Source organism: Methylobacterium sp. 1973 (genome assembly GCF_040545035.1).
GTDB lineage: Bacteria > Pseudomonadota > Alphaproteobacteria > Rhizobiales > Beijerinckiaceae > Methylobacterium > Methylobacterium fujisawaense.
The window spans coordinates 1-25247 of the sequence record NZ_JBEPLA010000017.1 but is presented as its reverse complement, the minus strand read 5'-3'; the positions used below and the strand labels follow the sequence as shown (position 1 = coordinate 25247).

18 protein-coding genes are annotated in these 25247 nt (G+C 69.7%); 8 read left to right on the top strand and 10 right to left on the bottom strand.

Annotated features, from left to right (window positions below; genetic code table 11):
- The first annotated feature begins 202 nt into the window (after window positions 1-202).
- Window positions 203-1636, top strand: coding sequence for an FAD-linked oxidase C-terminal domain-containing protein (locus ABIC70_RS24820; RefSeq protein WP_043759615.1), 1434 nt, complete (start codon window positions 203-205; stop codon window positions 1634-1636).
- A gap of 142 nt (window positions 1637-1778) precedes the next feature.
- On the opposite strand, the gene ABIC70_RS24815 is transcribed toward ABIC70_RS24820, so the two are convergent.
- The 4 genes from ABIC70_RS24815 to ABIC70_RS24800 all read right to left on the bottom strand — a co-directional run bounded on the left by ABIC70_RS24815 (window position 1779) and on the right by ABIC70_RS24800 (window position 5796).
- Window positions 1779-2318 carry a Ros/MucR family transcriptional regulator gene (locus ABIC70_RS24815; RefSeq protein WP_043346338.1) on the bottom strand — a complete coding sequence of 180 codons (540 nt, stop codon included), beginning with the start codon at window positions 2316-2318 and terminating at the stop codon, window positions 1779-1781.
- Between the two features lie 393 nt (window positions 2319-2711).
- Entirely contained in the window at window positions 2712-3926 is a 1215-nt protein-coding gene (locus ABIC70_RS24810; protein ID WP_354441690.1) for an ABC transporter permease, read from the bottom strand.
- A 130-nt stretch (window positions 3927-4056) separates the two neighbouring features.
- Window positions 4057-4545: a DUF4112 domain-containing protein gene (locus tag ABIC70_RS24805; RefSeq protein WP_043346332.1), complete on the bottom strand. Its 489-nt coding sequence runs from the start codon at window positions 4543-4545 to the stop codon at window positions 4057-4059.
- Between the two features lie 81 nt (window positions 4546-4626).
- A complete protein-coding gene (locus ABIC70_RS24800) occupies window positions 4627-5796 on the bottom strand; it encodes an aminotransferase (protein WP_354441754.1) in 1170 nt (389 codons plus the stop codon).
- A 341-nt stretch (window positions 5797-6137) separates the two neighbouring features.
- Between ABIC70_RS24800 and ABIC70_RS24795 the strand changes: the two genes are divergently transcribed.
- From ABIC70_RS24795 to zwf, 6 genes are all read left to right on the top strand, one after another.
- Window positions 6138-6314 (top strand): hypothetical protein, encoded by a 177-nt coding sequence (locus tag ABIC70_RS24795; protein WP_236952745.1) that lies wholly within the window; start codon window positions 6138-6140, stop codon window positions 6312-6314.
- Window positions 6315-6636: 322 nt separating this feature from the next.
- Entirely contained in the window at window positions 6637-8031 is a 1395-nt protein-coding gene (locus tag ABIC70_RS24790) for an MdtA/MuxA family multidrug efflux RND transporter periplasmic adaptor subunit (RefSeq protein ID WP_043384823.1), read from the top strand.
- A 274-nt stretch (window positions 8032-8305) separates the two neighbouring features.
- Window positions 8306-11431, top strand: a complete 3126-nt coding sequence (locus tag ABIC70_RS24785; protein ID WP_182592656.1) for an MdtB/MuxB family multidrug efflux RND transporter permease subunit — start codon at window positions 8306-8308, stop codon at window positions 11429-11431.
- Entirely contained in the window at window positions 11428-14895 is a 3468-nt protein-coding gene (locus ABIC70_RS24780) for an efflux RND transporter permease subunit (RefSeq protein ID WP_354441687.1), read from the top strand. Before ABIC70_RS24785 ends, ABIC70_RS24780 begins: the two co-directional genes overlap by 4 nt.
- Window positions 14896-15110: 215 nt before the next feature.
- On the top strand, window positions 15111-16637 hold the full coding sequence (locus ABIC70_RS24775) for an efflux transporter outer membrane subunit (protein WP_075381027.1): 1527 nt from the start codon (window positions 15111-15113) through the stop codon (window positions 16635-16637).
- Between the two features lie 292 nt (window positions 16638-16929).
- Window positions 16930-18456 (top strand): glucose-6-phosphate dehydrogenase, encoded by a 1527-nt coding sequence (gene zwf / locus ABIC70_RS24770; RefSeq protein ID WP_043346314.1) that lies wholly within the window; start codon window positions 16930-16932, stop codon window positions 18454-18456.
- 429 nt (window positions 18457-18885) lie between these two features.
- Here the strand turns inward: zwf and rnhA are convergent, their stop codons facing one another.
- The 4 genes from rnhA to ABIC70_RS24750 form a co-directional block, all read right to left on the bottom strand.
- Entirely contained in the window at window positions 18886-19371 is a 486-nt protein-coding gene (rnhA, locus tag ABIC70_RS24765) for a ribonuclease HI (RefSeq protein WP_179697439.1), read from the bottom strand.
- A gap of 7 nt (window positions 19372-19378) precedes the next feature.
- Complete coding sequence (thrB, locus tag ABIC70_RS24760) at window positions 19379-20344, bottom strand: homoserine kinase (RefSeq protein ID WP_053611322.1); 966 nt, start codon at window positions 20342-20344, stop codon at window positions 19379-19381.
- Window positions 20345-20446: 102 nt separating this feature from the next.
- Window positions 20447-21448 carry a 4-hydroxy-3-methylbut-2-enyl diphosphate reductase gene (gene ispH / locus ABIC70_RS24755; protein ID WP_043346311.1) on the bottom strand — a complete coding sequence of 334 codons (1002 nt, stop codon included), beginning with the start codon at window positions 21446-21448 and terminating at the stop codon, window positions 20447-20449.
- Between the two features lie 224 nt (window positions 21449-21672).
- On the bottom strand, window positions 21673-22518 hold the full coding sequence (locus ABIC70_RS24750; RefSeq protein WP_354441683.1) for a C40 family peptidase: 846 nt from the start codon (window positions 22516-22518) through the stop codon (window positions 21673-21675).
- Window positions 22519-22834: 316 nt separating this feature from the next.
- Here ABIC70_RS24750 and ABIC70_RS24745 point away from each other — a divergent pair, with 316 nt between their 5' ends.
- The gene (locus ABIC70_RS24745; RefSeq protein WP_236952744.1) at window positions 22835-23167 is read left to right on the top strand and encodes a hypothetical protein; all 333 of its coding nucleotides are present in this window, start codon (window positions 22835-22837) and stop codon (window positions 23165-23167) included.
- Between the two features lie 21 nt (window positions 23168-23188).
- On the opposite strand, the gene ABIC70_RS24740 is transcribed toward ABIC70_RS24745, so the two are convergent.
- Together ABIC70_RS24740 and ABIC70_RS24735 are read right to left on the bottom strand one after the other, a co-directional pair.
- Window positions 23189-23875 carry an SDR family oxidoreductase gene (locus ABIC70_RS24740; RefSeq protein ID WP_287089567.1) on the bottom strand — a complete coding sequence of 229 codons (687 nt, stop codon included), beginning with the start codon at window positions 23873-23875 and terminating at the stop codon, window positions 23189-23191.
- 259 nt (window positions 23876-24134) lie between these two features.
- Window positions 24135-24950: a DUF3658 domain-containing protein gene (locus ABIC70_RS24735; RefSeq protein WP_354441680.1), complete on the bottom strand. Its 816-nt coding sequence runs from the start codon at window positions 24948-24950 to the stop codon at window positions 24135-24137.
- Between the last annotated feature and the right edge of the window lie 297 nt (window positions 24951-25247).

Here is a 25247-nt window from a genome sequence, read left to right as displayed (position 1 = left end):
GATCCGGCACCGAGGGCCGGGCTCGCGGATCGGCGCAGCGAAGCGTGTCTGGCGACGCTAGGCAGCCGTCGTGGTTGAAATGTGACGCGGGGACGACGCAGCGCCGCACGCCGGTTGAAGGCGCGGCCGCCGCGGTCCATGCTGCCGGCACGCCATCCCGCATGCCACCCCGCGCCGCGGGCCCAAGGAGGGCACAAGCCCCATGACCATCCGCTTCCCCGACCCCGATCCCGCGATCCTCGCCCGCCGCGACGCGATCCTGGCCGGCCTCGCGCCCCTGGTCGCGCCGGAGGCGCTGGTGGTCAGCGAGGACGAGCGCCGGGCCTTCGAGACCGACGGGCTCACCGCCTACCGGCAGATGCCGCTCGCCGTGGTGCTGCCCTCCACCACCGCGGAAGTGGCCGCCGTGATGGCCTATTGCCACGCCAACAACGTGCGGGTCGTCCCCCGGGGCGCCGGCACCTCGCTCGCGGGCGGAGCCATCGCGCAGGCCGACGCGATCATCCTGGGCGTCGGCAAGATGACCAAGGTCCTCGACCTCGACTTCGCCAACCGCACCGCCCGGGTGCAGAGCGGCATCACCAACCTCGCCATCTCGGGGGCGGTCTCCCACGAGGGCTTCTTCTACGCCCCCGATCCGTCGAGCCAGCTCGCCTGCACGATCGCCGGCAACATCGCGATGAATTCCGGCGGCGCCCACTGCCTGAAATACGGCGTGACCACCAACAACCTGCTCGGCGTCACCCTGGTGCTCAACGACGGCACCGTGGTGGAAATCGGCGGCGAACACCTCGACAGCGGCGGCTACGACCTGCTCGGCCTCGTCTGCGGCTCGGAGGGTCAGCTCGGCATCGTCACCGAGGCCACCGTGCGGATCCTGCGGGCGGCGGAAGGGGCGCGGCCGGTGCTGGTCGGCTTCTCGAAGGTGGAGGATGCGGGCGACTGCGTGGCCGCGATCATCGCGGCCGGCATCATCCCGGTGGCGATCGAGTACATGGACCGCGAGGCGATCCTGATCACCGAGGATTTCGCCCAGGCCGGCTACCCCCGCGACGCCGAGGCGATGCTGATCATCGAGGTCGAGGGCTCGGATGCCGAGTGCGACGCGATGCTGGCGCGGATCGAGACGATCGCCAAGGATTTCCGCCCGACCAGCGTGCGGGTCTCGCGCTCGGAGGCGGAATCGGCCGCGATCTGGAAGGGCCGGAAATCGGCCTTCGGGGCCACCGGCCGGATCTCCGACTACATCTGCATGGACGGCACGATCCCCACCGGCCAGCTCGGTCCGGTGCTGGAGCGGATCGGCGCGATCTGCGCCGGGAAGGGCCTGCGGGTCGCCAACGTGTTCCACGCGGGCGACGGCAACCTGCATCCGCTGATCCTGTTCGACATCAACACGCCCGGCGAATTGCAGAAGGCCGAGGCCGCGGGCGACGAGATCCTGAAGCTCTGCGTCGAGGTGGGCGGGTGCCTCACCGGCGAGCACGGCGTCGGCATCGAGAAGCGCGACCTGATGCGCTTCCAGTACGATCAGGTCGATCTCGAGCAGCAGATGCGGGTGAAGGCGGTGTTCGATCCGGACTGGATGCTGAACCCCGCCAAGGTCTTTCCGCTGGATGGGCGGCTCGCGGCCTGATCGGCGGCCGCGTGACCGTCAGGCCGGACCGCAGCCGGCCTGAATCCACAGCGCGCCAGGGCGCCCTGCAGGACCTGCGGACGGTGAGGACGCGACCGTCTCCGATCGCGCGCCTACGACCGTCCGGCTTCCGCGGCCGCGATCAGGCGGCCTCGACCTTGCGGCCGGCACGCGGCTTGGTCGCGGCGGCCGAAGCCTTGCGCCGGCTCGGGGCGGGGGCGGAGACCGCCTCGTCAGCGGGTTCCGCATCCTTGTCGGCGGACTGAGACCGGCCCGGCTGGCCGAGACCGAGGCTCTTCGCGAGAGCCGAGCGCTGGGCCGAGTAGTTCGCCGAGGTGGTCGGGTAATCGGCCGGCAGGCCGTAGCGCTCCCGATAGCTCTGCGGATCGAGCCCGTGCTTGGTCAGGTGGCGCTTCAGCGTCTTGTACGACTTGCCGTCGATGAAGCTGACCAGTCCGTCAGGGCGGATCGACTTGCGGATCTGAGCCGGCGTCGGCCGCTCGACGCTCTCGGTCGCCGGGGCGACCGGGCCGGATCCGATCGCGTTCAGGGCCTCATGGATGCTCGCGATCAGGGCCGGCAAATCGGCCGAGGGTAGCGAGTTGTTGGAAACGTAGGCCGCGACGACGTCCACGGTCCGTTCGATGTAGTCCAATTGCGATGTCGGCGCAGCTTCTGACATTCTCTCTTTCCTCGGCGCAAAAGCCTGGTTGGATCCTCACTTTTCGCGAGTTAAGACAGCGTCCAGAAAATGCAAGGCGATTCATACAATTATCTGTGATCGTGCAGAAGTCTAAACCTCGATCACGCGGCTGGGCTTACAGGGTATGGTTGCATTGATGGCACTTGAGGCGCACTTCTGAAGCGCTTTATCCCCGCCGGTCCCACGAATGCTAGCCGGATCCTGGAGCCGGGTTTTCGCTGGCGGCAGAGACCTTTACCGCCCGGACCGAGGGCGCACCTAGACGATCGCTCACGATTGCCCTGCGGTCATGCTGGGACAACGCTCGATCTTCGTACAGTTGTGGAAAGACGGGCGGGGCGCCTGCGTCATTTTCGCCCGCCGATCGCGACGTTAGACGAAAGTCTTACGCGGATCGAAGGCGTCGCGCACAGCCTCGCCGGCGAAGACGAGCAGGCTCAACATCACGGCGATGACTAGGAAGCCGGTCAATCCGAGCCACGGCGCGGTGAGATTGTCCTTGCCCTGCGCGAGAAGCTCTCCGAGGGAGGGCGAGCCCGGCGGCAGGCCGAAGCCGAGGAAGTCCAGGGACGTCAGGGTGGTGATCGAGCCGTTCAGGATGAACGGCAGGAAGGTCAGGGTCGCCACCATGGCATTCGGCAGCAGATGAACCGTCATGATGCGGATGTTCGACAGGCCCAGCGCCCGCGCGGCCCGGACGTATTCAAAATTCCGGGCTCGCAGGAACTCGGCGCGCACGACGCTGACCAGCGCCACCCACGAGAACAGCAGCATGATCCCGAGCAGGACGAAGAAGCCCGGGGCAATGAAGGCCGAGATGATGATGATCAGGTAGAGGGTCGGGATGCCACCCCAGACCTCGATGAAGCGCTGGAAGGCGAGATCGACCCAGCCGCCGAAATAACCCTGCACGGCCCCCGCGACGACGCCGATCACCGAGGAGACCGCGGCCAGGATCAGGCCGAACAGCACCGAGATTCGGAAGCCGTAGATCACCCGCGCGAGCACGTCCCGGGTGGTGTTGTCGGTGCCGAGCCAGTGCCAGGGAATGTCCGCGCAGCCCGTGCCGCCGAGCTTCTCGGCCACGGGCCGGCACTGCGCGTCGGTGAGCATCCAGGTGGGCGGGGACGGCGACGGCGTCGGCAGATCCTCGTTGATCGTGTCGTACGAGAACGGGATGGGCGGCCAGAGCGCCCAGCCGTTCGCCGCGATCTCCTTGCGGATCTCCGAGGACCGGTAATCGGTCGTCGCGAGGAAGCCGCCGAACTTCTCCTCGGGATAGTCGACCAGCACCGGGACCAGCCACTCGCCCTTGTAGGACAGCAGGATCGGGCGGTCGTTGGCGATGAATTCCGCGAACAGGCTGAGGACGAACAGGACCGCGAAAATCAGGAACGACCCGTAGCCGAGCCGGTTGCGGCGGAAATTGTCGAGGCGGCGCCGGTTGAGCGGCGACAGGCGGGTGCGCCGGCCCGCGGCAACGACCGGGACCGGTGCCCCCTCGTCCGGCCGCAGGACCAGCGGCTGGGCGCCGGGCATCGGCGCGGGCACGAGCTCGCTCTCGCCGGGACGCGTGACCTCGTTCATCCGTGCTGTCTCCCGGCCCGTGCCGCGCGCCATCCCGCTGTCCCGGGGCTTGCCCAGAGACTTGCCCAGGGACTCGCCCTGAGATTCGGACAGCCCCAGGACCGGCCGGACGGGGAGCGGCTGAGGGGGCTCAGCCGTCGAGCCGGGTCGCGGTGCCCTCGATCTCGGTGGGACGCAGACCGCCGCTGCGCTCCATCCAGCGGCGCAGCAGACGGACATTGCGGCGGTTGGCCTTGAAGGCGGCGTCGAACAGGTCGCCCGCCAGCGGCACCGCACCGATCAGCCCGTCGAAGGCGACGTTCATCCCCATCCGGGCCAGCAGCCAGCGCGGCGCGCCCAGGCGCTTCGCCTCGTAGACGATGAAGGAGGAGATCACCATGCCGGCCACGTCGCCGATCACCGGCACGAGGCCGATCAGCGCGTCGAACCCGACCCGCCGGTTGATGCCCGGGATGACGAAGGCCGTGTCCATCAGGTGGGCCAGCGTCTCCAGCCGGGCGAGGCTCGCCTCCCGGCCGAGATCCGCCTTCAGGAAGGCGGGGTTGGAGGGCGTCGCGCCCCCGGGGAACGTCTCGGCACGGGCGAAACGCCCGGCCTGGGCAGCCTGGGTGAAGTCCATGGTCGGGATCCGTCGGGAAGCCATCGTCCGCAACGATGTGGCCCCCCGGTCGGATCCCCGCAAGGACGGGGCCGCCACGGGTCACGCCGCCCTCCCGGCAAGACCGCTCATGCGGTCGAGGGCCGCATCCAGGGTGGCGTCGTCCTTGGCGAAGCACAGCCGGACGATGTTGCGGACGGCGGCGTCCGGGTAGAAGGCGCTCACGGGGATCGCCGCGACGCCGTGCCGGGTGACGAGCGCCTCGCAGAATGCCGCGTCGTCGGCGTAGCCGAGATTCGCGACGTCGATGTTGAGGAACCACGTGGCCCGGGCCGGCAGCACGGTGAAGCCGAGGCCGCGCAGGCCGTCCGCGAGCCGGTCGCGGGACCGGGCATAGCCGGCGCGCATGGCCTCGAACCACGGGGCCGGCTTGCCCAGCCCGTAGGCCACCGCCTCCTGGAGGTTCGGGGGCGTGGTGAAGGTGAGGAACTGGTGCGCCTTGGCGAGCCCGCGCATCAGACGGGCATCGGCCATCACGAAGCCGACCTTCCAGCCGGTGAGCGATAAGATCTTGCCGGCCGAGCCGATCTTGACGGTCCGCTCCCGCATCCCGGGCAGCGCCATCAGCGGCCGGTGGCGCGCACCGTCGAACACCACGTGCTCCCAGACCTCGTCGCAGAGTGCGGTCACGTCGAACCGCTGGCAGTAGCGGGCGAGCAGGTCGAGATCCTCGGGGGCGAACAGCGTGGCGCTCGGGTTGAGGGGATTGTTCAGCACCACGACGCGGGTCCGCGCCCCGAAGGCCTCCGCCAGCGCGGCCTCGTCGAGGCGGAAGGCCGGGGGTTGCAGCGCCACGATCCGCGCCACGCCGCCCGCCCGCCGCACGAGGGGCAGGTAGGCGTCGTACATGGGCGCGAACAGCACGACCTCGTCGCCGGGCTCGATCAGCGCCAGGAGCGCGCCGGCCAGCGCCTCCGTGGCCCCGGAGGTGACCATCACCTCGGTCTCCGGGTCGAGGACGAGACCCTGGTGCCGCGCGTAATGGGCGGCGACCGCCTCCCGCAGGGCCGGCAGCCCCATCATCGGGGGATACTGGTTCCAGCCGTCGCGGAGCGCCCGCGCGCCCCGCTCGCGCACGTCCTCCGGCCCGGGATCGTCGGGGAAGCCCTGGCCGAGATTGATCGCGCCGTGGACCCGCGCGAGCCGGGACATGGTCTCGAACACCGTCGTGGGGAGGGCGTCGAAGACGGGGTTGATGAAGGCGGGCTTCATGCGGCGCGGCAGGGGGCGCGGCTGTGGGCGCCGGGCATCGAGGGGGTCGGCATCGCCGGCCTGTAGCATGGGCGCCGCGCGTTGCGGAATGTGCGCGGTCGCACAGACCCGGATTCCGACGCGCACGCACCGGCTGACGAATGTTGACATTCATCACCCGTATCTTAGGTTCGGATCACGGCCGGAGCGGCGCACACGCCGACGGAGCTTCGCCCCCTCGCTCCGTCAGCGGGGTTCCGCTCCGGTCCCCAAGAAGGGCCATCGACTTGCGGGTCGGTGGCCCTTTCGGCATGTCCGGAGGCGGCCGCTCCGATCGTCGGGCGGGTCTTCCGGATGCGACGATGCGGCCTTCCTCACGCACGGTCCTCGGCTGCCTGATCCTGGCGCTGCTGATCGGCGGCGTCGGGATCGGCCTGCGCCGCGCCGTGACCGTCACCCCGGTGGATGACGCCTTCCGCGCGGTGCTGCGGGCCTATGCGGCGCCGGATGCGGCCGGCGGGACCCAGCAACACGACTGAAACGTCGCCGCCCTAGTGACGGCGCATTGGCCGGGCACCGGTAAGTGCACCGACAGGTGACCTCGCAGGTGAACCCGCAGGTGAACATGTCGCCGCGGTAACAGGTGAACATGTCGCCGCGGTAAGGAGCCGTTCGGGGCCCGGACAGCTTTATGGGCGTATGCTCCCGCACACGGGATCGGAGCCGTCGGTTCCCGAGGGACAGGGCGGCTTCAGGACAGGTCTTCGGGACGCGGCGTTCCGGAGGCGGAGTGGGGGCTTCGACAGCGAGGGATAGGGTGCCGCCGGTCGCGCAGGCGACCGGCATGTGCTCTAGTCAGGCATGAACGAGAGTTCACCGATCCGGACCGACACGGCCCGGGCTTACCAGCCCGGCGAGGCGCCCGCGCGGGAGGTCCGGACGCGGCGCTTCCGGCCGATCCGCTGGCTCGTGATCCTGATGCTGCTCGCCGGCGCCGGGGCGATCGGTCATCGCTGGTACGAGGCGCGCACCGACAAGGGCGCGGAGCCCGCGACGGCGCACAAGGGCGGCGGCCGCGGCGGCCGGCACGGCGGCGCCGACATGCCGCAGGCGGTGGGCGTCGCGGCGGTCACGACCGGCGACATGCCGGTGGTGCTCCAGGGCCTCGGCACGGTGACGCCGCTGGCCACCGTGACGGTGAAGTCGCAGATCAGCGGCTATCTCACCCAGGTGAAGTTCCGCGAGGGCCAGACCGTGAAGGCCGGCGACGAACTCGCGCAGATCGATTCCCGGCCCTACGAGGCGCTGCTCGCCCAGTACCAGGGCCAGCTCGCCCGCGATCAGGCGCTCCTGCAGAACTCGAAGCTCGACCTGCAGCGCTACCAGACCCTGAACCGGCAGGACTCGATCTCGAAGCAGAACGTCGACACCCAGGGCGCCCTGGTGAAGCAGAACGAGGGCACGGTCGCGGCCGATCAGGCGCTGGTCGACCAGCAGAAGCTCAACATCGCCTACACGCACATCACGTCGCCGGTGGACGGGCGGGTCGGCCTGCGTCAGGTCGACCAGGGCAACTACATCTCGGCCGCCTCCACGGCGATCGTGGTGGTGACCCAGCTCCACCCGATCTCGGTGATCTTCACCCTGCCGGAGGACGACGTGGCGCGGGTGATGCGGCAGGTGCGGGCGGGCGCGAAGCTGACCGTGCGGGCCTACGACCGCGGCGACGCCCACGAGATCGCCGCCGGCCGGCTCGACACGGTCGACAACCAGATCGACACGACCACCGGCACGGTGAAGCTGCGCGCGCTGTTCGACAACGGCGACGAGGAGCTGTTCCCGAACCAGTTCGTGAACGCCAAGCTCACCGTCGACACGGTGCGGGGCGCGGCGCTCGTGCCGAATGCGAGCCTGCTCCAGGGCACGCCCGGCACCTACGTCTACCTGATGGACGGGGACAACAAGGTCACGGTCCGGCCGATCAAGACCGGCGAGACCGACGGGACCAACACCGTGGTGGTCTCGGGCCTGAAGCCCGGGGATCGGGTCGTCACCGACGGCACCGACCGGCTGAAGGACGGCGCCCCGGTGCGGATCACGGAGGGCGCACAGGCGGCGGCAGGGGACGGGAAGGCCGCGGAGGCCAAGCCCGACGGCAAGGGTGAGGTGAAGTCCGGCGCGCCGACCGACGCGGCGGCGGATGCCCAAGGGACAGCGGAGGGCGGTCGTCGGCACCGGCGCCGTCAGGCGCAGTGAGGACGGGTCTGGCGCGCGGGACCCGCGGCCTCCCCTCCCCCTTCCGCGGAGTCGGGGAGAATCCGGAAGGTCAGTCCCAGTCTCCTCCTCATCCTGAGGTGCGGCGACACCGCCTCGAAGGAGGGCTCCAGGGATCGCGCGGCCGGCTGGAGGGCTCCTTCGAGGCCTGCGCTGCGCTTCGGCACCTCAGGATGAGGGCGCGGATGGGACGTCCGTGCCCCCCGATTCAAGCCTTCCTGCAGCGCGGGCTGTCCGGCGCGGAAGGGTCGCGCCCATGAACCCGTCCCGCCTCTTCATCCTGCGCCCGGTGGCGACGACGCTGCTGATGCTGGCGATCCTGATCGTCGGCGGCGTGTCGTACCTGAACCTGCCGGTCTCGGCGCTGCCGGCCGTCGACTACCCGACGATCCAGATCCAGACCTTCTATCCCGGCGCCAGCCCCGAGGTGATGACCTCCTCGGTGACGGCGCCCCTGGAGCGGCAGTTCGGGCAGCTCGCCAACCTCAACCAGATGACCTCGCAATCCTCCGCGGGGGCCTCGGTCATCACCCTGCAGTTCAGCCTGGACCTGTCCCTCGACATCGCCGAGCAGCAGGTCCAGGCGGCGATCAACGCCGCCGGCAACCTGCTGCCCTCGGACCTGCCGGCGCCACCGATCTACGCCAAGGTCAACCCGGCCGACGCGCCGGTCCTCACCCTGGCGCTGACGTCGAAGACCCTGCCGCTCACCCAGGTGCGCGACCTCGCCGAATCGCGCCTCGCGCAGAAGATCAGCCAGGTGGCGGGCGTCGGCCTCGTGAGCATCTCGGGCGGCCAGCGCCCGGCCGTGCGGGTGCGGTTCAACGCCCGGGCGCTCGCCGCCTACGGGCTCAACATCGACGACCTGCGCACCACGATCACCAACCTCAACGTCAACACGCCCAAGGGCACGATCGACGGGCCGACGCAGTCCTACGCGATCAACGCCAACGACCAGATCCGCGACCCGAAGGCCTACAATTCGGCGATCATCGCCTACCGCAACGGCGCCCCGGTGATGCTCTCGGAGGTCGCCGACGTGGTCGAGGGGCCGGAGAACACCAAGCTCGGCGCCTGGGCCGACGCGACGCCGGCGGTGATCCTCAACATCCAGCGCCAGCCCGGCGCCAACGTCATCGCCACCGTCGACAAGATCAAGGCGCTGCTGCCGCAGCTCCAGGCGAGCCTGCCGGCCGCCGTGGCGGTGGCGCCGCTGACCGACCGCACCACCACGATCCGCGCCTCCGTGGAGGACGTGCAGTTCGAGCTGGGCCTCGCCATCGCCCTGGTGGTGCTGGTGATCTTCCTGTTCCTGCGCAGCCTGTCGGCGACCCTGATCCCGAGCCTGTCGGTGCCCCTGTCGCTGATCGGCGCCCTGTCGGTGATGGACCTCTACGGCTTCTCCCTCGACAACCTGTCGCTGATGGCGCTGACCATCGCCACCGGCTTCGTGGTCGACGACGCCATCGTGGTGATCGAGAACATCGCCCGCCACGTGGAGGCGGGCGACTCGCCCCTGGAGGCGGCGCTCAAGGGCTCCCGCGAGATCGGCTTCACCATCATCTCGCTCACCGTCTCGCTGATCGCGGTGCTGATCCCGCTGCTGTTCATGGGCGACGTGGTCGGGCGGCTGTTCCACGAATTCGCCATCACGCTGGCGGCCACCATCATCATCTCGGCGGTGGTCTCGCTGACGCTGGTGCCGATGCTGTGCGCGCGGCTCCTGAAGCACGTGCCCGAGGCCGAGACCCGCCGCCGGGAGGGCGTGCTCTCCCGTCTCGGCCGGCGCGCCATCGACGCCACCATCGCGTCGTACGGACGCTCCCTCCGGGTGGTCCTCGACCACCAGGGCCTGACGCTGCTGGTGGCGCTCGGCACGCTGGGGCTCACCGTCTACCTGTTCGTGGTGATCCCCAAGGGCTTCTTCCCCGTGCAGGACACGGGCGTGATCCAGGGCATCACCCAGGCGGACCAGTCCGTCTCCTACGCGGCCATGGCCGAGCGCCAGCAGCGCATGGCCGAGATCGTCCTCAAGGACCCGGACGTGGCCAGCCTGTCCTCGTTCATCGGGGTCGACGGCCAGAACGTCACGCTCAATTCCGGCCGGATGCTGATCAACCTGAAGCCCCGGGATGAGCGCACGGCCTCGGCCAGCGCGATCATCCGGCGGATCTCGGCGGCGGTCGCGAACGAGCCGGGCATGCGGCTGTACATGCAGCCGGTCCAGGACCTGACCATCGACACGGCGGTCTCGGCGACCCAGTACCAAGTCATCCTCGAGAGCCCGAACATCGACGATTTCGAGACCTGGGTGCCGCGCTTCACCGCGGCGCTGGCGAAGTCGCCCGTGGTGGCGGACGTGGCGAGCGACCACCAGGGCCAGGGGCTCGCCGCCTACGTGACCATCGACCGGCCCACCGCCGGCCGCTACGGCATCACCCCGGCCACGATCGACAACGCCCTCTACGACGCCTTCGGCCAGCGCATCATCTCGACGATCTTCACCCAGTCCAACCAGTACCGGGTGATCCTGGAGGCCGATCCGAAGCTGCACACGACCCTGCGCAGCCTCGACGCGATCTACCTGCCCTCCTCCACGGCGACCAACGGGCAGGTGCCGCTCTCCGCGGTGGCGCGGATCAGCGAGCGGCGGGCGCCGCTCCTGATCTCGCATCTCGGCCAGTTCCCGGCCACCACCGTGTCGTTCAACCTCGCCCCGGGCGCCGCCCTCGGTCAGGCGGTCGAGGCGATCGACACGGTCAAGGCCGAGATCGGCCTGCCGCCCTCGTTCCGGGTGGTGCCGCAGGGCTCGGTCTTCGCCTTCCAGTCGGCTCTCGGCAACGAGCTGTTCCTCGTGCTGGCGGCGATCGTCACCGTCTACATCGTGCTCGGCGTGCTCTACGAGAGCTTCATCCACCCGATCACCATCCTGTCGACCCTGCCGTCGGCGGGGATCGGGGCCCTGCTCGGCCTGATGCTGTTCGGCCTGTCGCTCGACATCATCGCGGTGATCGGCATCGTCCTGCTGATCGGCATCGTGAAGAAGAACGCCATCATGATGATCGACTTCGCGCTCCAGGCTGAGCGCGAGGACGGGCTCGAGCCCCGGGAGGCAATCTTCCAGGCCTGCCTCCTGCGCTTCCGGCCGATCCTGATGACGACGCTGGCGGCTTTGTTCGCCGCGGTGCCGCTGATCCTGGGCACCGGCGTGGGCTCGGAGCTGCGCCAGCCGCTCGGCATCTGCATCGCGGGCGGCCTGATCGTCAGCCAGGTGCTGACGCTGTTCACGACGCCGGTGATCTACCTGGCGTTCGACCGGCTGGAGCGGCGGATTTCCGGGCGGCGGGGGCCCGATCTCGCGGCCGGCGAGGCGCTGCCGTGAACATCTCCGAGCCGTTCATCCGACGGCCGGTGGCGACCACGCTGCTCACGATCGGCGTGCTGCTGGCGGGCGTGTTCGCCTTCCTGAAGCTGCCGGTGGCGCCGCTGCCGCAGATCGACTTCCCGGTCATCCTCGTCCAGGCGCAGATGGCCGGCGCCTCGCCCGAGACCATGGCCACCACCGTGGCGGCGCCGCTCGAACGGCGGCTCGGCGCCATCGCCGACGTCAACGAGATGACGTCGACGAACGCCCTCGGCTCCACCCGGATCGTGCTGCTGTTCGGCCTGAACCGCGACATCGACGGTGCGGCCCGCGACGTCCAGGCCGCCATCAACGCGGCCCGCGCCGACCTGCCGGCCTCGCTCCGGCAGAACCCGACCTACCGGAAGTTCAACCCCGCCGACACGCCGATCATCATCCTCGGCATGACCTCGGAGACGCTCACCCGCGGGCAGGTCTACGATTCCGCCGCCACCGTGGTGCAGCAGAAGCTGTCGCAGCTGCCCGGTGTCGGCAATGTCGATATCGGCGGCTCGTCCCTGCCGGCGGTGCGGGTCGAGCTCGATCCCACGGCCCTGTTCAACTACGGCATCGGCCTCGAAGGCATCCGGGCGGCTTTGGCCTCGGCCAACGCCAACTCGCCCAAGGGCGAGATCGATGCGGGCGACCGCCGCTACCAGCTCTACGCCAACGACCAGGGCCGCAAGGCCGCTGATTACCGCGACATCATCGTGGCCTATCGCAACGGCGCCGCGGTGAAGCTCACCGACGTGGGGGAGGTGCTCGACGGGGTCGAGGACAAGCGCAACCTCGGCATCGTCAACGGCAAGCCCGGCGTGCTGCTGTTCGTCTACAAGCAGCCCGGCGCCAACGTGGTCGAGACCATCAACGCCGTGAAGGAGGCCCTGCCGCAGATCACCGCGGCGCTGCCGGGCGGCATCGACATCAAGCTCACCGGTGACCGCAGCGCCACGATCCGCGCCTCGCTCTCGGCCACCGAGGAGACGCTGCTGGTGGCGGTCGGCCTCGTCATCCTGGTGGTCTTCGCCTTCCTGCGCTCCTGGCGGGCGACCCTGGTCCCGGCGGTCGCCGTGCCGATCTCGATCATCGGCACCTTCTCGGCGATGTACCTGCTCGGCTACTCGCTCAACATCCTGTCGCTGACCGCGCTGATCATCGGCACCGGCTTCGTGGTCGACGACGCCATCGTGGTCTTGGAGAACGTCCAGCGGCACATCGAGGAGGGCAAGCCCCGGCTCCAGGCGGCGCTGATCGGCGCCCGGGAGGTCGGCTTCACGGTGATCTCGATGAGCCTGTCGCTCATCGCGGTGTTCCTGCCGATCCTGCTGATGGGCGGCCTCGTCGGGCGCATCTTCCAGGAATTCTCCGTCACCCTGTCGCTGTCGATCCTGATCTCTTTGGTCCTCTCGCTCACCACGACGCCGATGATGTGCGCCCGGCTACTCCGGGCCGAGGGGCACGGCCCCAACGGCGAACCCCCGGCGGGCGGCCGGCCGAACTGGCTGATCCGGATGCTGGAAGGCGGCTTCTCGCGTCTGCTCGGCGCCTACGAACGGACCCTCGCGGTGGCGCTCGCCCATCCGCGGCTCGTGCTGCTGAGCCTGCTCGCCACAGTCGGCCTCAACGTCTACCTCTACATCATCGTCCCGAAGGGCTTCTTCCCCGAGCAGGATACCGGGCAGATGATGGGCGGCATCCAGGCCGACCAGCGCATCTCGTTCCAGTCCATGGAGAAGAAGCTCAAGCAGGCGACCGCGATCGTCGGCGCGGATCCGGCGGTGGAAAGCGTCGTCGGCTTCACGGGGGGCCGCGGCACCAACTCGGCCAACGTCTTCGTCGGCCTGAAGCCGCTCAACGAGCGGGCGCCGATCTCCGCGGTCATGGCGCGGCTGCGGCCGAAGCTCGCGCAAGTTGCGGGGGCGCGCCTCTACGTCTTCCCGCGCCAGGACCTGCAGATGGGCGGGCGCCAGAGCTTCGCCCAGTACCAGTACACCCTTCAAGGCGACACTGCCGCGGAGCTGTTCGCCGCCGCCCCGAAGCTGGTGGCGGCCCTGCAGAAGGATCCGACCTTCGCGGACGTAACCTCGGACCAGCAGGAGGGCGGGCTGGAGAGCCGGGTCGTGATCGACCGGGCGACCGCGTTCCGCTACGGCATCACGCCGATCAAGATCGACAACACCCTCTACGACGCCTTCGGCCAGCGTCAGGTCTCGACGATCTACAATCCGCTGAACCAGTACCACGTCGTGATGGAGATCGCGCCGCGCTACCTGGAGACGCCGGAGACGCTCAAGCAGATCTACGTCTCGACCTCGGGCGGCAACGCGCCGGGCTCGGCCACCACCAACGCGGTCGCCGGCACGGTGGCGGCGGGCGGGACCGTCAACATCAACACGGCGACCGGCACCAGCAGCCCGGGCAGCGGGTCGTCGGCGAGTGCCGCGACCGGCGCCGCCACCGGCTCCGGGGCGGTGGGCGGCTCGGGCAGCGCGGGCGCCGTCGCGGCGGCGGCCGCCGCCTCCGCCACCAGCACGGCCGACACCGCCTCGAACGCCGCCGCCATCGCGTCCGACTCGGCCCGCAACGCCTCCTCCAACGCCATCGCGGCGAGCAAGGGCGGGGCCTCGTCGAGCGCGCCCGTCTCGGCCGCCAAGGAGACGATGGTGCCGCTCTCGGCCTTCGCGCGGATCGAGCCCGGCAGCGCCCCCGTGCAGGTGAGCCACCAGGGCCTGTTCGTGGCGACGACGATCTCGTTCAACCTCGCGCCGGGCAAGAGCCTGTCGGACGCCACCGACGCCATCGACCGGGCCATGGCCTCCCTGCAGCTCCCGGCCACGATCCACGGCGAGTATGCCGGCGCGGCCAAGAACTACGTCGCCTCGGCCTCCCGCCAGCCGCTCCTGATCCTGGCGGCGATCCTGGCGGTCTACGCGGTCCTGGGGATCCTCTACGAGAGCTTCGTGCACCCGCTGACGATCCTCTCCACCCTGCCCTCGGCCGGCGTCGGCGCCGTGCTGGCGCTGCTGGTGACCGGCACCGACTTCACCATCATCGCGCTGATCGCCGTGTTCCTGCTCATCGGCATCGTGAAGAAGAACGCGATCATGATGATCGACGTGGCGATCGATTCCGAGCGGACCCGGGGCGCGAATCCCGTGGACGCGATCCGCGAGGCCTGTCTCCTGCGCTTCCGGCCGATCATGATGACGACGCTGGCGGCCATGCTCGGCGCCGTGCCGCTGATCCTGGCCAACGGCGAGGGCGCGGAGCTGCGCCGCCCGCTCGGCATCGCCATCGTCGGCGGGTTGATTGTGAGCCAGATCCTGACCCTCTACACCACCCCCGTCGTCTACCTCACCCTCGATCGCCTCCGGCACAGGGTGCTCAACCGGCGCAGGCGCGCGGGACGGGGCGGAGAAGCGGCGCTGCCGGCCGGAGAGTGATGGTTAAGGTTTCACGTGAAACAGCGGCGGCTCCGGTCGGGTGTGAACATCTGTCCAACCCACGCCCTCATCCTGAGGTGCCCGCAGCAGCGGCCCCCGAAGGAGGGTTCCAGGGATCGCGCATCTGGCTGGAGCCGTCCTTCGAGGACACCGCTGCGCTCCGGCACCTCAGCATGAGGGCGCGGGTAGGCATGACGGCTGCGTCCGTCGGATTGTTGAGCCGCGAACCTGCCGCTGCCAATCGCCGGCGCCGCACCCTCGCATCCCTCCTCCTCGCCGCCCCGCTCCTCGCCGGCTGCGTGGTTGGCCCCGACTACACCCGGCCCTCTGTGGAGACGCCCTTCGCCTACAAGCAGGGCGGCGTCCGCGAGGACAGCCCGGCCTATGTCGCGGCGCGCAAGAACGGCTGGCGCGAGGCCCGGCCCAACGACGCCGTGGAGCGCGGCGACTGGTGGCGGGTCTTTCGGGATCCGAATCTCGACCGGCTGATCCGCCTCGTCGACGTCGACAACCAGTCCCTCCGGCAGGCGGTGGCGAATTACCGGCAGGCCCGGGCCCTCGTCGCCTCCGCGCAGGCCGCCCTGTATCCGACGGTGATCGGCGCGCCGAGCATCACCCGGACCGGCAGCGGCACCACCACACGCACCAACGTGGCGCTGCTCGGCCAGGCGAGCTGGGAGCTCGACCTGTTCGGCGGCACGCGCCGGACCATCGAGAGCGAGGCGGCCCTGGCGCAATCCGACGCCGCCACCCTCGCGCTGACCCGCTTGAGCATCCAAGCGGAGATCGCCGCCGACTACCTGACGGTGCGCTACGCGGATTCGCTCCAAAAGGTGCTCGAGGAGAACGTCGAGAATTTCAAGAAGACCTTGGCGATCACCGAGAACCAGTACGCCGCGGGCGTCGCGGCCCGGTCCGACGTGATCACCGCGCAGACCCAGGTCCAGACCATCGAGGCCCAGGCCATCGCGGTGCGCCTGACCCGCGTGCAGTACGTCAACGCCATCGCCACCCTGATCGGGCGCCCGCCCTCGGAGGTGTCGATCCCGGTGGCCGGAATCCCGCGCAATCCACCCGGCGTGCCGGTGGGCATCCCCGGCGACCTCCTGGAACGGCGCCCGGACGTGGCCCAGGCCGAGCGCCTCGTCCAGGCGCAGAGCGAGCGCATCGGCGTAGCGGTGGCGGCCTTCTTCCCCACCGTGACCATCTCGGCCCAGGGCGGCATCTCGGGGGCGACCCGCAACGGCCTGCTCTCGGCCGCCAACCAGGTCTGGTCTGTGGCGGCCTCCGGCAGCGAGGTGTTGTTCGACGGCGGCGCCCGCACGGCGGCCCTGCGCTCGGCCGAGGCCGGCTACGATTCTGCTGTGGCCGGCTACCGGCAGGTGGTGCTGGCCGCCTTCGCCGAGGTCGAGAACCAGATGGCGGCCCTGCGTATCCTCGGCCAGCAGCAGAAGGCGCAGGACACCGCCGTGGACCTGTCGCGCAAGGCCGTGGAGATCACCCTCAACGAGTACCGGGCCGGCACCCAGAACTTCACCACGGTGGTGACCGCGCAGAGCCTGCTCGTGAACAACGAGGTCAACGCCCTCCAGGTGCGGCTGAGCCGCTTCACTGCGGCGGTCACGCTGATCCGCGCCCTCGGCGGCGGGTGGGACGTGCGCTCGCTGCCGAGCGATTCCGAGCTGAAGGGTCCGAGCCTGCCGATCGACCGGGGCGGGCAGGCGGTGCGCCCCGACGAGTAGGGATTTGCGGGCGCGGGCGGCCGGCTTCCGGTCGAGGCCGTCCGGTGATGCAACCCTCCGCATCGGCGCGACGTCGCAAAGCGGCCCAGAGTCCGGCGGCGTCGAAGGGCGTGACGGTGTCGGTCGCCCCGGAAGACGTGGCTGTGGGCTCAGGGTTCGAGGAACCGGGTATGCATGCGGGGTTCCTTGATCCTGGACCCGGCGCAGCATAGCCCCATAGGCGCCGGAACGGGCCTCGCCGTAGCGGGTTGTCAGGCCGGTTTGCCGCACTGCAGCCAGACGGGAGTCAGGGATGGCCGAGCCGACGACAGCCCTCAAGGATACGGCAGCCTGCGGCACGCAGCCGGCACCGCCCTGTACGCTAGTGATCTTCGGGGCCGGTGGCGACCTGACGAAGCGCCTGCTGATGCCCTCGCTCTACAATCTCGCGGGCGCGGGGCTCCTGGCCGAAGGCTTCTCGATCCTCGGCATCGACCACAACGACGGCACTGACGAATCCCTCCGCGACAACCTCACCCAGACCCTGGAGGCGTTCAGCAAGGACCCGACCTCGGAGTTCCACGCCGACCACATCGACCCGAAGAGCTGGGGCTTCATCCGAGACCGGCTCCACTACCTCAAGGGCGATTTCGAGAAGCCCGAGACCTACGCGGCCGTGAAGCAGAGGGTCACCGGCAGCGCGGTGTTCTACTGCGCGGTGGCGGCCCGCTTCTTCGGGACCATCGTGGACGGGCTCGGTCAGGCCGGGCTGCTCAAGCAGGAGGGCGACGGCTTCCGCCGCGTGGTGATCGAGAAGCCGTTCGGCTCCGATCTCGAATCGGCCCGGGCGCTCAATGCCCGGATCCTCAAACAGGGCGACGAGAGCCAGTTCTACCGGATCGACCACTTCCTGGGTAAGGAGACCGTGCAGTCGATCATGGCGTTCCGCTTCGCCAACGGGCTGCTGGAGCCGGTCTGGCGGCGGGAATACATCGACAGCATCCAGATCACGGCGGCCGAGACGGTGGGCGTCGAGGAGCGCGGCGGCTTCTACGAGCCGACCGGGGCGCTGCGCGACATGGTGCCGAACCACATGTTCCAGCTCCTCTGCATGGTCGCCATGGAGCCGCCGAACTCCTTCGACGCGGAGGCCGTGCGCACCGAGAAGGCCAAGCTCGCCGAGGCCGTGAAGCCGATCCCGCCCGAGGATGCGGTGCGCGGCCAGTACACGGCCGGCACCTCGGAGGGGCGCGACGTGCCCGCCTACCGGGACGAGCCGCACGTGGCGAAGGACTCGGTCACCGAGACCTACATCGCCCTGAAGCTCAACATCGAGAACTGGCGCTGGGCCGGGGTGCCGTTCTACGTCCGCACCGGCAAGCGCATGACCGGGCGGCGCACCGAGATCGCGGTGCTGTTCAAGCCGGCGCCGTTCAAGATGTTCGAGGACACGCCCACCGCCGATCTCGCGCCCACCGTGATGCGGATCCAGATCGATCCCGATCACGGGGTCAGCACCGAATTCAACGTTAAGGTACCGGGGCCGCAGATGGCGATCGGCCGGGTCCGGTCCGGCTTCCGCTACAAGGACTTCTTCGCCGACCGGCCGAATGTCGGCTACGAGACGCTGCTCTACGATTGCATGACCGGCGACGCGACGCTGTTCCAGCGCGCCGACAACATCGAGGCCGGCTGGGCGGCGGTCGATCCGCTGCTCAAGGGCTGGCCGCAGGGAGAGGTGACCTTCTATCCGGCGGGCAGTGCCGGCCCGAAGGAAGCCGACGCACTCCTGGCTCGCGACGGCCGCCACTGGCTGGGTCTCGACGGCGAGACCGACTGAGAAGGGGCCGCCTGATCGGTTCTCCGCCAGACGGCCGTACGATAGCCTTCCCCAAAGCCTTCCCCATTCGTGAGGATGCGACAGCCTTCCGGCGTCGAGAGGGTTGCCTCGGGCGGGGGCGCGTCACCGTCGACAGGCGCTTTCCGGACCGCGACGCCATCGACGATCTGACGGCGTTCGACAACCCGGCTCCCGCCATCGCCCTCGACGAGCGGTTGGCGAAGAGCGGCCTGCTGGAGGGATCGTCCCGCGCTCGATCGACCCGGCCGTCTGCCCAGCGGGCGGGAGCCGGTCGTGCACCGTCGTTCCGTCATCGCGCACGATGTGGCCGACGCGGCCATGCGCGTCCTGCACGGCGCTCCGCCGTGGCCGCCGAGCGGGAAACGAGGGCGCGGTCGTGGTCGCGGAGCGCTGAACCCGGATCCGGTTTCAGCGGCGCTTGAACGGCAGCATCGCGGCGACGGCGAGCGCGTCGACCCGGTTGTTGAGCGGGTCGCCGGCATGGCCCTTCACCCAGTGCCACGCCACGTCGTGCCGCTCACGGGCGGCGTCGATCCGCCGCCACAGATCCTCGTTCTTCACCGGCTTCTTGTCGGCGGTGCGCCAGCCCCGGGCCTTCCAGGCGTGGATCCAGCTGGTGATGCCCTGGCGCAGGTACTGGGAGTCCGTGAACAGGTCGACGCGGCAGGGGCGCTTCAGGGCCTCCAGCGCCTCGATCGACGCCAGGATCTCCATGCGGTTGTTGGTGGTGTGGGCCTCGCCCCCCGAGAGCTCCTTCCGGGTGTCGCCGAAGATCAGGATCGCGCCCCAGCCGCCGGGCCCGGGATTCCCCGAGCAGGCGCCGTCCGTGTAGATCGTGACGCGCTTCGGCTCGGCCGCGGCCTTGCCGCCCGGCCCGGTCTCGTCGGCGCTCACCGGGCCCTCAGCGCGGCCGCCCGTAATCCCACGCGTCCCGGGCCTGCCGGTGGAAGGTGAGCCGGCGATCGAATTCCCGCGGATCCTTCGGCTTCACCAGGGCGCCCGGGGGCACGTTCAGCCAGTCCACCAGCCGGGTGAGCATGAAGCGGAGCGCGGCGCCCCGGCACAGGATCGGCAGGGCCGCGACCTCGGCGGATTCGAGCGGCCGCACCGCCTCGTAGCCGGCGATCAGCCCGGCCGCCATGTCCCGGTGGAAGGTGCCGTCGGCCTCGAAGCACCACGCGTTGAGGCAGACCGCGAGGTCGTACGCGAAGGCGTCCGTGCAGGCGAAGTAGAAGTCGATCAGGCCCGACAGGGCATCGCCGATGAAGAAGACGTTGTCGGTGAACAGGTCCGCGTGGATCACGCCGCTTGGCAGATTCCGCGGCCAGTGTGCCTCGAGGACGGCGAGGTCGGACCGGGTGCGCGCCGCGAGACCGGGCTCGACCGAATCGGCCTGGTCCTCGGCCTGCGCGAAGAGCGGCCGCCATGCGGAGACCGAGAGGTTGTTCTCCCGCACCATCGGGAAGTCCCGGCCGGCGGCGTGCAGCTCGGCCAGCGCCCGGCCGAGCGCCCGGCAATGCTCGACGCCCGGCGTCTTGACCGAGACGCCCTCCAGGAAGCTCACGATGGCGGCGGGGCGGCCGCAGAGCTGCCCGAGGGCCTGGCCGGCCCGGTCCCGCACGGGCTGCGGGCAGGCGAGGCCGCGGGCCGAGAGGTGCTCCATCAGCCCGATGAAGAACGGCAGGTCCTGTTCCCGGACCCGCTTCTCGTAGAGGGTCAGGATGTAGGAGCCCTGGGTGGTGTGCAGGAAGAAATTCGAGTTCTCGACCCCCTCGGCGATGCCCTTGAAGGAGAGCAGGCTGCCGATCGCGTAGGCGGACAGGAAGTCGGCGAGCGCCGCGTCGGATACCTCGGTGTAGACGGCCACGTGTTCGCGCTCTGATTTCGGAAGGTCAACATGGCAAGGGGCGCCGAAGCGCCCCCGCATAGAGCATGCCGAGCCTCAGGCCCGCGTGTCGGCCTGGACCGCCTACTCGGCGGCCTCGCTGCGCAGCTCCCGCGGCAGCGGGAAGACCATGTCCTCGATCACCGTCGAGACCGTGTCGACGATCACGTCGTAGCGGGCCGCGAACGCGTCGATGATCTCCTCCACCAGCACCTCGGGCGCCGAGGCGCCGGCGGTCAGGCCGAGCTTGCGGATGCCCTCGAAGGCCGGCCAGTCGATCTCCTCGGCGCGGAGCACCAGACGGGTGATCGGGCAGCCGACGCGTTCGGCGACCTCGCGCAGGCGCTGCGAGTTCGAGGAGTTCGACGAGCCGACGACGATCAGGGCGTCCACCAGCGGGGCCACCTGCTTCACCGCCTCCTGGCGATTCGTGGTGGCGTAGCAGATGTCGTCCTTGTGCGGCCCGGTGATGGTCGGGAACTTCTTCTTCAAGGCGTCGACGATGTGCCTTGTGTCGTCCACCGACAGGGTCGTCTGGGTGACCCAGGCGAGGTTGTCGGGATTGTCCGGGGTGAGAGCCGCGATCTGGTCGAGATCCTCAACCAGGGTGATCGAGCCCTTGGGCAGCTGGCCCATGGTCCCCACCACCTCCGGATGCCCGGAATGGCCGACCAGCAGCACGTGGCGGCCGCGCTTGTGATGGATCTCGGCCTCGCGGTGGACCTTGGTCACCAGCGGGCAGGTGGCGTCGATGGTGGTGAGCCCGCGCGAATCAGCGTTGGCCGGCACGGTCTTCGCCACGCCATGGGCGGAGAAGATCACCGGGGCGCCGCCGTCCGGCACCTCGTCGAGTTCGCGGACGAACACGGCACCCTTCCGCTTCAGGCTCTCGACCACGTACTTGTTGTGCACGATCTCGTGACGGACGTAGACGGGCGGCCCGTAGATGGCGAGAGCCCGTTCCACGACATCGATGGCCCGCACCACGCCGGCGCAGAAGCCGCGGGGGGCGCAGAGCAGGATTTCCAGCGGCGGCTTGCCGGCGGTGCCCGGAACGGGCTCGGTGGTCGCGATTTCGACGGTCATGAGGGGGATGTGGCGAGGGCGGGGCGGTCCTGTCAACAGGACTGGCCCAGGAACCGGGCGGGAAGAGGGAAGCGGAGCCGCTCTGTAGCACGATTGCCGCGGGAATTGGACCCGCGCCGTTCGCAGAGCGTCACGCAGGGCCGCTGCGCCGTCCGCGGTGGGGGACAGACGGTTTTCGTGAGCGACACCCGTCTCGTCTATGCGCAGGGCGCCGGCACAGCCGGCTAAAGCCGCCGGATGCCCGTCACGGCGCCGAAGCTGTGCGCCTCGATGCGGGCGACCGCCTCCGCCAGCGGCTCCGCCGCCACCGCCATGTGGTGGCCGTTGGCGTGGATCAGCGTCTCGGGATCGCGCATCAGCCCGACATGGCCGCGCCAGAACACGAGATCGCCCCGGCGCAGGCGCGCGAGGTCGAGGGGCAATGCCTGCCCGAGAGCCCTCTCCTGCATGTCGGCGTCGCGGGGGCAGGGCAGCCCCGCCATGTCCAGGCAGAGCTGCACCAGACCGGAGCAGTCGAGCCCGAGACTGGTGCGCCCCCCCCAGAGATAGGGGGTCCCGGCCAGCCGCATGGCCGTGGCCACGTAATCCGGTTCGCGGCTCTCCACGGGGGCGCAATGCCGGGCGAACACATAGCCGCCCCGGGTCTCCAGATACGCGCCCGACTCACCGGTCGCCACGAGGCGGGCGCCGAGGCTGAGATGCCCGAGGACCGGCCGTTTCAGGTCCGGTTCGGGGTAGAGGAAGGTGCGCACGGCCGTGACGCGATGCGTCGGCTCCGGATCGGCCGGGCCCAGGCTGTCAGCGGGCAGGTAGCCGACATAGCCGTCGCGGGCGAGCTGCACGAAGGCGAAGCCCTCGGCCGCGTCGTAGAGATCGACCGCGTCGCCGAGGAGCGCCTCGGTGTCGAGCCCCGCGCCGGGATCGGGCTCGCGGCGCAGCGGCGCGGACGGCGCGGTCACGCGCCGCGGCGTACCGGCGACGTAGCGCGCCGCCGTGACGCGGTCCCGCAGGCGGAGATCGGCGACATGCGGCCGGGCCGGAGTCAGCCGGGGATCGAGGGGTTCGCTCATGCGCAGATCCTACCATGAATCCGACCCTGCCAGGCTGACGGGCGGGTCAGCGCGGTCGCGCCGGAGCGACGCTTCCGGACGCTCCTCTGCGCCACTATGCCGCGCCGAGCGGTACAGGGGCCTGGACGGCCCGGATTCCGCCGCCGGATTGCTCGGATGCCCGGCAGATGAGGCGTCGGATGCCCCGGGGCGCGTCACATCTCCGTTCCGGATCCGCGAGACATGTGCCCAAGGCGCCCATCACACGTTTTTGATGCACTGCACAACCCGCGCGGAAGGCGCTATGTTCGGAGTTATGAAGACCGCGAGTCGCCCCGTGAAGAAGACACAGAAGAGCTTCGCCGACCTGCCGCCGATCCGCGTCCGCCGCGAGCCGCCGACGGTGAACGAGGCGGTCGCCGCCGCGCAGGACCTCGCCGACGATGTCGAGCAGCAGGTCGAGATCGCCGCCGGCCTGATGGGCCTGCCGGCCGACGAGGTCCGCCCGCACGTCCTGGCGGCCAAGAAGGCCAAGCCGGAGCGCGTCCCCGAGCGGATCCTGACCCATGCGAGCCCGAGCCGGGCACCCCGCACCGTGGTGGTCGAGCGCCGCACCCGCCCGACCGTGGTGATCGAGCGGCGCAGCCGCCCCCTCGACCCGCGCCGCTGACCGGCCGTCAGGACGACCGCGTCACCACGCCAGCGTCTCGCCCCGGTAGTCGAGGTAGTGGGCGCCCGGCCGGCCGAGTTGCGCCCCGATCACGTCGGCGAGGCCTGTGACGCTGGTCGCCACGTCGATGTCGGCCTCCGCCCCGCCCATCTCGGTGCGCACCCAGCCCGGATGCAGGATCAGCACGGAGACGTTCTCCGCCCGGTGCCGGATCTCGAAGCTGCGCGCCAGGGTGTTCAGCGCCGCCTTGCTGGCCCGGTAGGTCTCCCAGCCACCGGTCTCGTTCAGGCCGACGCTGCCGAGGATCGAACTCATCAGCGCGATGCTGCCGCCAGGGACGAGGCGATCCAGGAAGGCCTCGGCGAAGCGGATCGGACTGATCGCGTTGGTGAGGTAGACCTGCGCGGCGACATCCCGGGGCACCGCGTGCGCCGGGTCGTGCGCCAGGGTGGCGACACCGGCCACCACGAAGATCAGGTCGAAGCGCTCGGAGGCCAGCCGGTCGTGCAGGGCGGTGACGCCGGGATCGTCGTCGATGTCGGCGGTCTCGACGCGCAGGGCCTCAGAGCCGAGGCGTGCGAGGGCCGGGGACGGCCTGCGCTGGGTGGCGGTGACGCGCCAGCCGCGGGCCAGGAATGTCTCGACGAGGCCGAGCCCCAGGCCCCGCGAGGCCCCGACGATCAGCGCGTGCTTCTGCGATTGGGTCATGGTCGGTCTCCGGGTCTCGGCCGGATAAGGTTCGATCGGCCGCGGAGGTTGCGTGACCGGGGCTCGGTCTCGAACGGGCCGAGCCCGGGGTTCGCACGTGATCCGCGTGACCGGACGAATGTCCGGGTCGGGTGGTTTTCCGCCGGTCTCCTTTGGAGGATCAGCGGCGCAGAACGAGACGTCCGCTCAATTTACCATCCAGACCCGCTACAAGAGCCTCGGTATGCGGATGCCGGGCAGCCGCCCCTCATCTGACACCTCAGGCTGTTAAACTGGCGGTGGGCTTCCTGATCTCGTAATCGCGCATTCCCGGTCCCGGTCCTTTGATCTCAAGGTTTCCCGCATCCCCGAGGGCCTGGATACGACCGAACAGCACGATATCGCTGACGCCCTGACCCGGCGGATCAACCTCAACGGCGAGGTGGTGCAAGGTGCGACCGATCACCCTCGCCGCGACCTCCCAGTCTGTCGCGGCCTGAGCGATGAGCACGGCGTCGTAGTGTGTCAGCGGTGCCGATACCAAGCGGCCATTGCGCACGATGCGCAGCGGTGCATCCTCGCTCCTCAATGCTGCCCACCTCGCTGCGGCAGCATTGCACTCGGAGCGAGAGAAGACACGTCGCCTGTCCCTCAGGCGGGACGCGATGATGTCCTCGCGACGCATGATCCCGAGCGACCAGGGCCTTCGGACGCCGTCACGCGTGACGAAGTCGAGGGCTGTGGCGTCGATGATGTCGAAGGGGCGGCCATTCATGCGGAACGCAAATTCGAGGAAACTGGCGTGCTCGGTGGCGTCGCTCATGCAAACCCAATAGACGGGATGCACGCGGGTCGACGTGGCTTCCATCCATGGCTCCTCTGCCTCGCGCTGGTCGGCGTAGGGATCGGGTCGCAGGACGGCTCTGAGCCACGCGTGTTGAACATCTGGGTCCGGCGGATTGATGGGGCCGAAATTTAGGTCGCCCGAGAGCGCGATGACCCGCGCTTCGTCGCCCTGTGACCGAAGAGCGTCACGGATGGTGTCCGCCCTGCTTGCACCCCACGCCACGTGGATGACTTCGGCCTCATCGGGCATCTGTGATCCTCCATCGCCGCATAGTGGTCAGGGCGGCTGGAAGCTTTGTCACCACGCGACGTAGCTGCGGTGTGACCCTGCTGGGCTTCTGTGTAACGTTCGGTGACAGCACCCCGGGTCTCGTGAGCCCTCGTCGCCAAGCGTCGGTCTCGCGTCCGGTTTCGGGCAAAGGGGAGACGCGTCTGGGCGACCATGTTGGGTCTGACCTTGCCCCCTGGTCTGCCCTCATTCTGAAGCTAGAGTCCGTCGATCAGGAGACGGACGATGAAGAAGAGCCGGTTCAGCGAAGAGCAGATC